We start from the raw sequence: 13,982 nt of genomic DNA on the forward strand, positions 1-13,982 counted from the left end.
AAAAACTTAATTTTTTTATCAAATTCTTAAAAATACACTTAAGTAGGTGAGGTATAATGAATTTTAGACTGAGCGATTTTTTGATTTTAATCAAAAAATTCAGCGCCTGTAAAAGTAATCATACTGTAATCTGATTTATACGGTAACGTATTTCTAATGATCGAAATAATATTCTTGATTTTGTGATAAAATAGTTAATATTGAATTGATAAATCGATTTATCAATAACCAAATATGATGATGAGCTTAGGAATATTTGCGCCCTGTGGCGCAGTAAATGTCTGTGTAGTTTATTTGTGTGTAGTTTTTAACACGTTTAAAAATACGATCTCCCATCACACAATTGCTTTTAACTCAAAGCCTTCTGATTAAAAATAATGATTTGCCGTCAATTATTTTTTATTGAATAATTGATAAAACGTTTTAGCTGCTAGCAGTTGAATTATATATTATTAACTAACCATTTACTAAACCTAAACCAATGAAAATCAATCTACTAAAGATTTCAGGGCTTTCTGTGCTTTTTTTGCTCAATAGTCCTGCTTTTTCGATGAATCCGGTTGCTGAAAAATCCGATGGATTTTCTGAGCTCAATATGCCTTTAATGCATATCCAAAACCGAAAAGTAATTACAGGAACCGTATTAGACGAAAAAAATATGCCTATTCCTGGTGTTGGCATCAAAAACATTTCGTCAGGCAAAACTGCTGTAACCGATGAAGCTGGTAAGTTCAGCATTGAGGCCAACCCAAACGACGTGATCCGTTTTTCTTACGTTGGCTATCAAAATAAAGATGTTACAGTAGGGAATGAAGCGAGTATTAGTGTTAAAATGATGCCTGCCGAAGCCAATAAGTTAGATGAAGTAGTGGTAATTGGTTATGGATCGGTGAAAAAAACAGACCTTACGGGTTCTGTTGGTGTGGTAAAGGCAAGCGAACTTCAGGAACGCCCGTCTTCATCCCTAAACCAGGCACTGGCTGGCCGTATTTCTGGCGTGCAGGTAAACACCAACTCGGGTAGGCCCGGCGGACAGACTAATATCAAAATCCGTGGATTTAGTTCAATCAATACGAGTAACAATCCGCTTTATGTGGTAGACGGCGTGGCTTTACCAGTGGGCTCGCAAACACAGAACAGTAACGCTATCGATTACATTAACCCAAGTGATATCGCTTCAGTAGAGGTTCTAAAAGATGCTTCTTCGACGGCTATATATGGTGCAAGGGGTGCAAATGGGGTAATTTTAATCACCACCAAAAAAGGAACAGCAAATGCCCAGCGCATTACCTATGATGCAGATTTTGGTATAAATACATTGGCCGCACACCATGTTGAGATGCTCGATGCCTTCGAGTATGTTAAAGTGCAGGATCTGGCTTATGAGAATATTAAAGTTTACGATCCGGTAGGTTGGGCAGCGGGAAGTTACGCATCCACACCTGTGCCCAAAGCCGCCAGAATTGCTTTGCCTCAATTTTTCGATAGCAATGGAAATCCATTATACAATACCGATTGGTTAAAAGAATCTACACAGAACAAACTTTCGCAAAATCACCAGTTGGGTTTTACAGGTGGAAACGAAAATAGCACCTATGGTGTTTTTGCAGGCTATCGTGATGACCAGGGACTTTTGCTAAACTCTTATTTAAAACGTTATTCGGGCAGATTTAATTTCGACAGTAAAATTAAACCCTGGTTAAAGGTAGGCGGTAATTTGAGCTACAATAATCAGAATGAAAACATTGTTGATCAGGGAACAGGCGGCTTAAACTCTGTCCGTATGATTACAGAAGCATTCCCTTTTCTGCCAATTAAACTGGCAGATGGCAAGTGGGGCGATAATAAACTGATTCCGTGGGCAGAAGGAGGCTCCAATCCGGTGCACATCTTAACTGATCAAAAATATGGAATGGTCACCCAAACTGCTTTGGGGAGTATTTATTCTACCATTAGCTTCAGCAAAGATTTAGAATTCCGTACCCAGTTAGGGGCTAATATTGTGAGCCGAAACATTAACGAGTACAATGCCAAACAATTATACGGTATATCTGATGGACAGAATGGAACGGCGAATGTTACCGACGATCGCGAAACCTTCTGGTCATTGGAAAACTATTTAACCTATAACAAACGTTTTGCCGAATCGCATGCCATTAATGCGTTATTGGGTATTTCCTGGCAGGCCACCAATTTCTTTAGCAATACCAGCCATGCGGAGAATTTTGTAACCGATTTTTACGGAAACAATAACATGGGCTCTGGCAGTAAATCGATTACAGTTGGTTCCAGCCGGAACAGATCGGCTTTTAACTCTTATTTTGGAAGGTTAAACTATGCCTTTAAAGATAAATACCTGGTTACTTTTACAGGTAGGGTAGACGGCTCATCCAAATTTGGAGAGAACCATAAATTCGCCTTTTTCCCTTCGGCAGCACTGGCCTGGAAAGCTTCAGACGAAGACTTTCTTAAAGGAAACAAAACCATTTCTAATTTGAAATTAAGAACAAGTTATGGTTTAAGTGGTAACTCAGAGCTTCCCGCCTATCAGTCGTTAGCTACATTGGTTAATAACGCTGCCATTATTAACGATAGTAAGGTAACTGGTATCGGTATCGGCCGTTTGGCGAATCCAGACCTGGTGTGGGAAAAAACAGCACAGGTTGATGCGGGTTTAGAATTAGGCTTGTTTAACAACCGCATTAATTTAGAGGCTGATCTTTATTACAGAAAAACAACCGATATGTTATTGGATGCCCCGGTTCCGCGTACTACAGGATACTCGGTGATCAGAAAAAATATCGGGTCTATGCAGAACAAAGGTTTAGATTTAGGGATCAATACGGTAAACGTACAAACAGACAATTTTACCTGGAAAACCAGCTTCAATATCTCACTCAACCGTAACAAGGTGCTCTCTTTGGCCACTCCTGATGATATTTTTGGTGTAGGTAACCCAAATTTCACCAATCAAACGGGGATTATCAGAGTTGGTGAACCTGTGGGATCATTTTGGGGGCTAGTGCGTTTAGGCACCTGGAGTGAGGCTGAAAGGGCAGAAGCAGCCAAATACGTAAGTTACCGGGGAGGTAAAACTTTGCTTCCGGGCGATATTAAATATTTAGATGTAAACGGCGATCATGCCATTACGGATGCCGACCGTCAGATTATCGGTAACGGAACGCCAAAAGGCTGGGGGTCGTTTGGTAACTCATTCCGTTATAAAAACTTAGAGCTGATTGTAGAACTTCAATACTCTTATGGTAACGATGTGTTGAATATGACCCATCACTCAGGTGAAGACAGACAGGTACAGGCCAATAGTTTTGCCAGTGTATTAAATGCCTGGACTCCTCAGAACCAGAATACACCAATTGCCGCAATCAGGGATCAATCTGCCGGATATGTAACCAACGTAGATACCCATTGGTTAGAAGACGGTTCTTTCATCCGTGGAAAAAACCTTTTACTGGGTTATACTTTTGATAAGACACTTGTCGAAAAATTACGCTTAAGCAAACTCCGTGTTTATGCATCTGTTCAGAATTTCTTCCTGGCCACCAAATATACAGGTAACGACCCTGAGGTAACTACCTATGGAAATGCATTTGCACAGGGTCAAACATTTTTCGACTATCCAAAGCCAACTACTTTCATGGTTGGTTTAAACATTGGATTATAAACATTAACTAAAGAAAGGATATCAACATGAAAATAAACATAAAAAATATCGCTGCTTTGTTGTTGCTAAGCGGTGCTATAATAGGGAACTCGGGATGTAAGAAATTTTTAGATGAAACTGATCCCACCAATCTTTCACCCGATAATTTTTATACCTTACCAGAACATGCGGAAGCAGGTATTGCTGCTGTTTATGCAGAGATCAGGTTTATTGGAAACGGTGCCGGTATTTATTCCAACAACTGGCAGATGCTTGATGCGCCAACCGGCATTCAATCTACCGAAACCGCACAAAACTCCGATCTGAACAATTTGTATTCACTAATTTATGATGGTACTAACCTGCATGTTAACCAAAACTGGAACGGACTTTATAAAGTAATTGCACAAACCAACCTGGTGCTGGATAAAGTTCCGGGCATTAACCCGATGGACAATGCACAGAAAAAAAGGATTTTAGGAGAGGCAGCTTTCATCAGGGCCTGGGCCTATTTTTACCTGGTGCGTTTATGGGGCGATGTGCCTTTAATTACTAAACCGATTACCAGCCCTAACGATCCTAATTTTTCTCCTTCCCGTACGCCACAAGAACAGGTTTACAAACTAATTGTTGACGACCTGGTTGCTGCAGAAGCGGCTGGCTTGCCTTTTATGGATGCAAGTGGGCGTGTTTCTACAGCAGCAATTAAATCTGAACTGGCGAAAGTATATTTAACCATGGCCGGACAACCGCTTAACAAAGGAGCAGCTTATTATAAATTAGCTGCAGATAAGGCTAAAGAGGTAATCGATTATTCAACAGGTAATCCAACATCACTTGGCTTATTTCCAAGTTATGGGGCCTTGCATGATGCGAAAAACGATAATAAAGTGGAGCATTTATTCGGGATCCAGTACAATGATGCTGCCGGATCTGGTAACCCCTTACAGTCTTCATATCTACCATTGCACCAGCCATTGGTTTCTAAAATTGATGGGATTGGAACTGCTATCCCAACAGCAAGTTTTTATGGTTCGTATGAAGCAGGAGATTTAAGGGCTAAAAACAGAGAAGGTTATTTCTTTACCGATTATTATACAGATGGATTTAAAATGCCGCTGATTAACCGCGGTAAGCCTTATGTTTTTAAACACTTCGATCTGATTGCAAATGGAACACTTGGAGTAGAAGGTACCAGCAGGAGCGACCTGAACATTCCACAGATCCGTTATGCCGAAACCTTATTAATTTATGCCGAAGCGCAGAACAGGGCAGATGGTAGCCCGAATGTTGCTGCTTATGCTGCGGTAAATGCAGTACGAAAAAGAGCACAATTGGCTGAGCTTGCAGGTTTGAGCCAGACACAGTTTGAAGAAGCGGTTTGGAGAGAGCGCTGGCACGAGCTGTGTTACGAAGGCATTGCCTGGTTTGATATGGTACGTTTGCGCAAAGTGTACAATGAAAGCACCAATGGTTTCGATAATTTTGTTGGTCACATTAACAAAAGTGTAAACCAAGCTTTGCAAACCAAACATTTATTGTTCCCGATTCCTACTCCAGAAATCAAAAATAACCCTAATCTGACTCCAAATCCAGGTTATTAAATAACAGTATTTTATTATTCTAATGCTTGGTGTTACACCGACCATAAATAATAAAAAACGGATGCCGATATGAGGCATCCGTTTTTTTATCATTGTTTCGACTGAAGCACACCGAATAGAAATCCTTCGTCACCGCTCGGAACATACTAATGCTAAGGAGGTATCTCACATGCTAAAAGGTTTTTATCAGCAATTTTACAGCCTTTAACTATTGTATGGGCAGATTTTACGGTAATCCGTAAATTGAGTTTAAAAAAATAAAAAGCTTGAAGAGGCTTTTTTAATTTATTAGGCTTATTTTTGCGGCAAATTATAGAACCACACAGGAGATAAATTAATGCCTGTGAACCTCGACAATCATTAGAAAACTAATATTTTATCAATGACAAACGACAAAAAAGAAATATTCGAAAGCGTAGCACAACGTTTAAAAATTGAAGGTTTTAATGTAGTAAACCGCGATGAAACACGCCCTTGGGGTGGTTTCTTTGTAATAGATGAAGCGCAGGCGCAACAATTTGCCGATACTTATTTTGATGGATTAAATGTTGAAGACCTTAAAATTGGCGGTAAATTAAGCCCAAAAATTTTAATCGTTGCGCCAAATACACGTCTTTCGTGGCAATATCATCACCGCAGAGCCGAAATCTGGCAAGTGGTAACAGGTACTGTTGGCATTAAAACCAGCCAAACTGATGAAGAAGGTGAAGTGAAAAAATATGCGCCAAAAGACCAGATAAAATTACAACAAGGTGAACGCCACCGTTTAATCGGTTTAGAAGATTGGGGTGTTGTGGCAGAAATATGGCAACATACCGATGCTTCAAACCCATCAGATGAAAGCGATATCGTACGTGTTCAAGACGATTTCGGTAGATAATAAATAATTTAAAAAAGAATCCTGTTCTATGCATCGGAACAGGATTCTTTTTATCTAAACGCTTAATTTAAAGCGGTTTTTCTACACGATTAAAAACTAAACGCCCTCAAAATACGTTTATAAAGAATACACCCCATACATGATTATCTTCATTTTTTTCCTTTGCCATTGGTTTTTATCCCTGTTTAGCCAAACCTTTTTCCTTCACCGTTACTCGTCGCACAAGATGTTTAAAATGGAGCTTTTTTGGGAGCGGTTTTTCTATCTGATATTGCTGATCTCGCAAGGTTCATCATTTTTAAACCCCAGGGCTTATGCCATCCTGCACCGGATGCATCATGCTTATAGCGATACTGAAAAAGATCCGCACTCTCCACATTTTTTTAAAGATGTTTTCGGGATGATGATCGCAACAAAAAATATGTACATGAATTATCTGCAATTTAAAGTACAGCCAGAGCCTGCTTTCCAGGGGAATTATCCCGAATGGCCGATTGTTGATAAGATTGGAAATTCATGGGCCTGGAGAATTGCATGTGGACTGTTTTATATCGGCTTTTATGTTGCGTTTGCCAACCACTGGTGGTTGTATTTATTGTTACCGATCCACTTTTTGATGGGCCCTCTGCATGGGGCAATTGTAAATTGGTGTGGTCATAAATATGGCTATTCTAACCATGATAATGATGATCATAGCAAAAACTCATTACCATGGGATTTCTTATTAATGGGCGAGCTTTTTCAGAATAACCACCACAAAAAACCCAACAGTCCTAACTTTGCTACCAAATGGTGGGAATTTGATCCAACCTATCCGGTAATGAAAGTACTGCACTGGATGCGTATTATTAAAATCAGAAAAGTTTAATAGAAGATTAAAGCTAAGTGCTCATCATACTATCCCGAATGTTCGGGATTTATTCCATGGTCTGTGTCCTCACAGACCATTTGTTTTTTGCACAGTTTTATCTCATCTAGACCTGACAACTGCACAAAATCCTTTTTGCTTGCCGCAATCCTGATTATCAGTCCAATCAAATTTCAGAAAAATTGAAGCGAATGGAAGGGCTTCGATGTGGATATAAGTGGAATCTGCTTTTCTAATTAAGAAATATATTTTGTTTCTTGAAACATTCATTTTATTAGTAACCCTGAGTGAAATCAAAGAGCAATAATGGAAATACTGTCATCCATAATTCCTTTTACCGATGAAAGCATAGTGTTTGCCGACTAATTAGAAGAGTTAGGGTAAAAAGTATAGGTTATAATTGTAACAAAATGCAATTTGCGTAGACTAATTACAAAAGACTAACTCTTAACATGAAAAAACTTCTACTACTTACTTTTATCCTTGGATTATTTTTTACTGCGCATGCCCAATTTCCGGGTGGCCTTGGTGGAGGTCCGAAAAAATCTACTGTTACCGGACGTATTACTGCTACTATACTCGATTCATTAACTAAAAAACCAATTGATTATGCAACGGTATCGTTGATTAATGCGAAGGATAATAAATCTGTTAACGGTGGTGTAACCGATGAAAAAGGAAAATTAACCTTACAAAATGTATCGCCTGATTCTTATAAATTAATGATCGGTTTTATGGGCTACAAAACAAAATCTGTTTTGGTTACCACCACGCCATCAAAACCCGACAATAATATTGGTACAATTTATATTTCATCAACTGAAAATACTTTGGCCGATGTTCAGGTTCAGGGAACTAAAGCAGTTATCGAAAATAAAATCGATAGGATGGTATATAATGCAGAGGCTGATGGTACAAATGCCGGCGGCGATGCAACAGATGTAATGCGTAAGGTGCCGATGCTATCTGTTGATGTTGATGGAAATGTTCAGTTACGTGGTGGCGCCGTTCGTGTGTTGATTAATGGTAAACCATCTGGAACTATGGCCAGCAGCGTTTCTGACGCCTTAAAAATGATTCCTGCTGAACAGATTAAAAGTGTAGAGGTAATTACCAGTCCATCAGCAAAATATGATGCTGAAGGTTCAGGCGGTATCATCAATATTATCACTAAAAAATCGAATGCACAGGGCGTAAGTGGTACAGTAAATGCATCTGCTGGCACACGCCAAAATAATGGTGCATTTAATTTAACTGCAAAAACTGGTCGTTTGAGTGTGAATACCAGTCTGGGCACAAATTTGGCTTATGCACAGAAATCGAGGGTGCAGTTCGAAAACAATACCCGTATCGATAGTTTGGGAAGTACAAAATTCAATAACATTCTACAGGATGGTTACTCGAAATGGAGCCGTAACGGTTATAATGGTAGTGTGGGTGTAGATTACGATTTTAATGCTTATAACAATTTAAGCTCTAACCTAAAATATAACAGTTTTTCTAATGGAGGTCCGGGAAGTGCAGATTACATCATTAATGGATTACCATTGGTAAATAAAAGTGATATGGATATGGGCTTCAGCAATTTCGATTGGAATGTGGATTATAAACACACTACCAAAAAAGAAGGAGAAGAGTTTACAATTTCAGGTCAGTTATCAACAGGAAGAAATACGACAGAATTTCAGAATGAGATAGTAGGTTCTTCATTTAAACCAATAAATAATAGCAATACGGGTAAAAACAAAGAATATACCGCACAAACAGATTATACTTATCCATTTAGCAAATCGACCATTTTAGAAGTGGGCGTAAAAGGTATTTTTAGAAATATTAGCAGTGAATTTAGCGATAACAGTGATGGTGATTTCGATTACGACCAAAATGTGGCATCAGCTTACGGCGTGATCAGTTTCAAACTAAGCAAAAAATTAAATTTTAAGGGAGGGCTGAGGTCAGAATATACAGATATCAGTTTTAATACCGAAAAAGCAGGGATACAGAAAAACGATTATTTTAATGTGTTTCCAAGTGCGATTATTTCCCAAACACTCAAAGGTAATGCAACCTTGAAATTAAGCTATAACCGTAGGGTACAAAGACCAAGTTTATCTTATTTAAACCCATTCCGTAATGAGAGCGATCAGTTTAATGTGAGAGAAGGAAGACCAGGGTTAAGTCCAGAATTAAGTGATAACCTGGAGCTGGGATATTCAACCTTTATTAAAGGTTCGGTAATCAATGCTTCGGTGTTCTACCGCCGCACAGGAGGGGTAATTGAGAGTTCTATTCAATCCTTCACCGAAAATGGGATCGACAAAACCTTAACAACATACATTAATGTGGGGGTAGCACAAACTTATGGTGCGAACGTTTTTGCATCGTATAATCCAAAACCAAAATGGACTTTGATGACTAATCTTGGGGTGAATACTTATGAGGTGAGTAACACTCAAACAGGTTTAAGTACAGGCACCTTTTTAAACTACAATATATTTGGCCGTTCTGCCTATGGTTTTGGTAAAGGTTATAATTTCGAATTATTTGGCGTAGTGAACTCACCAAGAAGAACTTATCAAGGTAAAACAGCTGCAATGGTATTTTATGGTGCATCATTCAAGAAAGATATCCTGAACAAAAAAGGATCGATCGGTATTAATACCCTGAATCCTTTTACAAAAGATCTGCATATTAAAACGGTTAATAACTCGGTTACAACCAATGGCAATAAGGTAAGTACACTTTATCAGAGCACTAACATTTATTACCCATTACGTTCTTTTGGTGTAAACTTTAGTTATTCATTCGGTAAGCTTAAATTTACGGAGAAGAAAAAGATCAAAAACGATGATGTGAAGCAAGATCAGCAACAAGGAGGTATGGGCGGCGTTCAACAATAAAACCCAATCTAAATATATAGTTCAGGCCTCCCGATCAAAATCGGGAGGCTTTTTAGTTTTTCTTTATCCGCTTCAAAATCATCAGGCTCAATGGATTAAAGGAATAACCTGAGATGTTATTCTGCAGCATCACTACAGATTGATCGTAGAACAGCGGAACAACAGGTGCATAATCCATTACCATCTGATCCATTTTGCGGTACAGCTCAAAGCGTGTTTCGTTATCGGTTTCATAATAGCTTTTCTCAAACAGCTGATCGAATTCTTTATTATAAAAGGCAGTGTAATTTGGTCCATAAGGGACTTTGTTTTTTGAGTAAAACATCGAAAGGAAATTCTCCCCATCGCCATAATCGGCCAGCCAAGAACCACGGAAGAAGTTTACATTGTTTTTCGACATTAAATCCCTTAAGCTAGCACTTGGGCTTACATCAATTTTAGCTTTAATACCTACAGCAGTAAGCTCGCCCTGAATAAATTCGATCAGGTCTTTGTAAGTTGTGGTTGTATTTAGGGTTACTTCTCCCATACCTTTTCCTTCAGGGAAACCAGCTTCCTCTAAAAGTTTAGCAGCCAGTTTTGGGTTATAAGCGTATCCCCTAACAGTCAAGCTATCAAAACCTGGCATGCCTTTGGGAATGAAACCGGATGTTGCCGCTACGCCAATGCCATTTCTTAAGTATTTAATCAATCGGTCACGGTCTATTGAATAATTAATGGCTTGCCTGATTTTTTTTAAACGCAATGGTGATTTCTTCACAATCGAGAGATTGGTATCAACCAATATACCTACATACTCGGTACACAGGTATGGGCTTTTGGTTAATGTAAATTTTCCTTTGTACTTTGAGGTCATCTTTCCGCTTTTGGTTAGGATATCGTCTCGGTAACTACCGTCAACATTGTAGTAGAAATCCAGATCCTTTTTCAGGAAACTCATGAAACCACTTTGTTTATCGGTGATGAAGCTGGCTTTTACGGCATCAAGGTAGGGTAGGGGCATCCCTTTGGCATCCTTTTCAAAATAATGCTCGTTTTTTAAAAGCACTAATATTTCACCTTCTTTCCAGTATTTAAATTTAAAAGGACCGGTGCCAACAGGATGACTTCTGAAATCTTTACCATAATGTTCTACAACTTCCTTGGGTACAACCGAGCAGTATTGTGTAGTGAGTAAACTCATAAACGGCGGAAAAGGACGCACCAGCTTGATCTGGAAAGTAGAATCATTTAACGCGATAAAATTATGCTTATCCTTCACTTTATCACTAAAAATCCACCCGCCTGATGAGGCTACCTTTGGATCGATTAAACGATAAAAACTATATACAAAATCACTTGCAGTTACTTTGCGCCCTTTACCGTTCTTAAAAATAGGATCATCATGAAAGTAAACATCGTTGCGCAATTTAAAAGTGTAGGTTAAAGCATCTTCCGATACCTGCCAGCTTTTGGCTATACAGGGTCGTGTTTGCAAGGATGAATCGATCTGTACCAAACCATTAAAAATCTGGTTGGTCATCCAGATGGCATTCTGGTTGCGTGCAAAGGCTGGATCAATAGAGGTTAAACCCTGATCGAGATTAATATTAAAGACTTTTTTGTCCTGTTGATCAGCATTTTCCTTACATGAAAAGAATAAGCTTACACAAAAAAACCAAAATATATAATTAAATGAGCCTCGCATGCGATTAGGAATGTTATTTTTGCACAAATTAATAAATTTAATGCAGATGTCTTTTTTAAACGATTTATTTATCGGCCTCGATGCTGCTCACCAGGAGGAATTACAGGAACGTTTAGATTTAGTGGAGCACAAGATTAAGTTTATGGATAAAATGCCCGTTGCCTGCTTAGATACTAGCAACAATCCGGAATATTTTTTATCAGAAGAAATTTCGCTGGCAGGTGGAATGATAGAGACTGACGTACTAAACGCTGTATTTATTATTTATTATCAACCGGGTAAAACTTTAACCGATTTAATGAGAGAAGTACCTGCGGTATTAAATACCGATTGGCAAGCTGTGCAAAACAACAGAATCATTTTATTGAACGACGATGTTAACCGTGAAAGAACGGCGGAAAATGCCGTTTCGCTAATAGAAGATATCGCAGAAATGTTACACCCGGGGTCTTTTATCTTTGGCCACGAAGGTGATAAATGGATTAGGTTCGGGGCATAGGAGATGTGAGATTTGAGACATTAGATATGAGATGTAAGACAGATGAGAAAAACTAAAATTCGATGCTCGCGCTAATTTTCAAATGAGTGCATAAGTATTAATACGGTTTTATCTTTAGAAACGGTGTTGACTGAATTTTTAATCCGCTGAAAGGATTTGCAACTTTACAACTTCTCAGCTAAAGCATTGCATTTTCTGTCAGATAGAAATATCTGACAGCACGAGAAAACCTTTCAACCCTCTACCTTCCAGCCTTCAGACCTCTCTAATCTGGTACTCTTCTATTTTACGGTAAAGTGTGGTTAAGCCGATACCCAGTAATCGCGAGGTTTCTGTTTTATTGCCTTTGGTATGGATGAGTACTTTTTGAATGTGCTGCTTTTCTATTTGTTGTAGGTTATAATCGTTTTCTATCGGTGCAAATTCAAAAAATTCAGGAGGTAAAGCGGTAGCGCTTAAAGTATCTCCATCTGAAAGGATTACCAAACGTTCGATTACATTTTTAAGTTCCCGGATATTTCCTTTCCAACTATGATCACTCAATATTGATAAGATCTTATCATCCATTTTTGGTGCTGATCGGTTTACCTTGTCTGCAAATTCTTTCAGGTAAAACTTAGCCAATGCAGGGATGTCTGCCTTACGCTCGCGTAGCGGAGGTAAGATGATGGTAAAAACCGAAAGCCGATAATAAAGATCGGAGCGGAATTTTCCAGAGGCTGCATCGGCCTTTAAATCTTTATTGGTGGCGGCTAAAATCCGAACATTTACCTGTTGCGTTTGGGTATCGCCTACTTTGATAAAAGTCTGACTTTCGAGTACACGCAATAACTTTGCCTGTAAATCGAGGTTCATCTCGCCGATTTCATCCAGTAATAATGTACCACCGTTAGCCTCTTCCAATAGTCCTTTCTTGTCTTTGTTGGCACCCGTAAAAGCCCCTGCTTTGTATCCGAAGAGTTCGCTTTCCAGTAAATCAGGGCTAAAGCCACTGCAATTTAAGGCCACAAATGGTTTTGCAGCCCTGGGGCTTTCGTAATGGATCGATTGAGCGAAAACTTCTTTCCCAGTTCCAGTTTCGCCCAAGAGTAAAACAGTAGTATCGGTTGCACTTACTTTTTTAGCCAGATCAATCGCTTCCCTTAAAGCTTTTGATTGACCGATTATGGTTTCGAAGCTGTGTTTTTTAGCAATTTTGTTTTCCAGATCGGAAACCCGCCGTTGCAGATTTGATTTATCCATCGCCTTGTACAAAAGCGGAATAATCTTATCGTTATCATCTCCTTTTACCAGATAATCAAATGCCCCGTTTTTAATCGCCAAAACGCCATCGGCAATGGTGCCGTAAGCAGTAAGATTTATAATTTCGACATAAGATTTTATAGCTTTAATATCCTTAACTAATGCAACTCCGTTAACATCAGGTAGCTTAACATCGCTGATTACAATGCTTACATCATTATTTTTAAGCAATTTAAGGCCTTCTTTCCCAGTGTTGGCCTGCAGGGTTTTAAAGCCCTCTAATTCAATAATCCTGGAAAGTAAACTGCAGATTTTCTTTTCATCATCGATGATGAGCACCATGCCATTCATAGGTAAAATTTATGCTGCAATATTAAGTATAAAAATATCGAAAGATGACGACGCAGATAAAATAAACGGCTTTAGTCTTTAAACCTTGGACTTCAGACTCCCGACTCTGGGCTCTTCTTCCTCGGTCTGTGTCCCCACAGAACGAAAAGATAAATATTGCAAAAGAAAGGAGTGGTCTGTGAGGACATAGACCAAGGGTTGGACTTCAGACTCTGGACTCCCGACTCCGGACTTATTTTGTACCTTTTTCGTTTCGGAAGCATTAAAGTAAAAGCTTTTTGAGCATATTT

General features: G+C 38.9%; 8 protein-coding genes. 6 read left to right on the top strand and 2 right to left on the bottom strand.

Annotated features, from left to right (window positions below; genetic code table 11):
• Positions 1 to 481: 481 nt before the first annotated feature.
• The 5 genes from ACN9MR_RS01455 (at position 482) to ACN9MR_RS01475 (ending at position 9,913) form a co-directional block, all read left to right on the top strand.
• Positions 482 to 3,682, top strand: coding sequence for a SusC/RagA family TonB-linked outer membrane protein (locus ACN9MR_RS01455; RefSeq protein ID WP_426327908.1), 3,201 nt, complete (start codon positions 482 to 484; stop codon positions 3,680 to 3,682).
• Between the two features lie 26 nt (positions 3,683 to 3,708).
• Positions 3,709 to 5,265, top strand: a complete 1,557-nt coding sequence (locus tag ACN9MR_RS01460) for a RagB/SusD family nutrient uptake outer membrane protein (protein ID WP_426327909.1) — start codon at positions 3,709 to 3,711, stop codon at positions 5,263 to 5,265.
• Positions 5,266 to 5,647: 382 nt separating this feature from the next.
• Positions 5,648 to 6,145 carry a phosphoheptose isomerase gene (locus tag ACN9MR_RS01465; protein ID WP_025142534.1) on the top strand — a complete coding sequence of 166 codons (498 nt, stop codon included), beginning with the start codon at positions 5,648 to 5,650 and terminating at the stop codon, positions 6,143 to 6,145.
• Between the two features lie 139 nt (positions 6,146 to 6,284).
• Positions 6,285 to 7,013 (top strand): acyl-CoA desaturase, encoded by a 729-nt coding sequence (locus ACN9MR_RS01470; RefSeq protein ID WP_426327910.1) that lies wholly within the window; start codon positions 6,285 to 6,287, stop codon positions 7,011 to 7,013.
• A gap of 452 nt (positions 7,014 to 7,465) precedes the next feature.
• Complete coding sequence (locus ACN9MR_RS01475) at positions 7,466 to 9,913, top strand: TonB-dependent receptor domain-containing protein (protein WP_426327911.1); 2,448 nt, start codon at positions 7,466 to 7,468, stop codon at positions 9,911 to 9,913.
• A 52-nt stretch (positions 9,914 to 9,965) separates the two neighbouring features.
• On the opposite strand, the gene ACN9MR_RS01480 is transcribed toward ACN9MR_RS01475, so the two are convergent.
• A complete protein-coding gene (locus ACN9MR_RS01480; protein WP_426327912.1) occupies positions 9,966 to 11,600 on the bottom strand; it encodes an ABC transporter substrate-binding protein in 1,635 nt (544 codons plus the stop codon).
• Positions 11,601 to 11,646: 46 nt separating this feature from the next.
• Here ACN9MR_RS01480 and ACN9MR_RS01485 point away from each other — a divergent pair, with 46 nt between their 5' ends.
• Positions 11,647 to 12,099: a hypothetical protein gene (locus ACN9MR_RS01485; RefSeq protein WP_426327913.1), complete on the top strand. Its 453-nt coding sequence runs from the start codon at positions 11,647 to 11,649 to the stop codon at positions 12,097 to 12,099.
• A gap of 255 nt (positions 12,100 to 12,354) precedes the next feature.
• On the opposite strand, the gene ACN9MR_RS01490 is transcribed toward ACN9MR_RS01485, so the two are convergent.
• Positions 12,355 to 13,692, bottom strand: coding sequence for a sigma-54-dependent transcriptional regulator (locus ACN9MR_RS01490; protein WP_426327914.1), 1,338 nt, complete (start codon positions 13,690 to 13,692; stop codon positions 12,355 to 12,357).
• Positions 13,693 to 13,982: the final 290 nt, after the last annotated feature.

Origin of the sequence: Pedobacter sp. R-06 (assembly GCF_049913135.1) — a bacterium.
Taxonomy (GTDB): Bacteria; Bacteroidota; Bacteroidia; order Sphingobacteriales; family Sphingobacteriaceae; genus Pedobacter.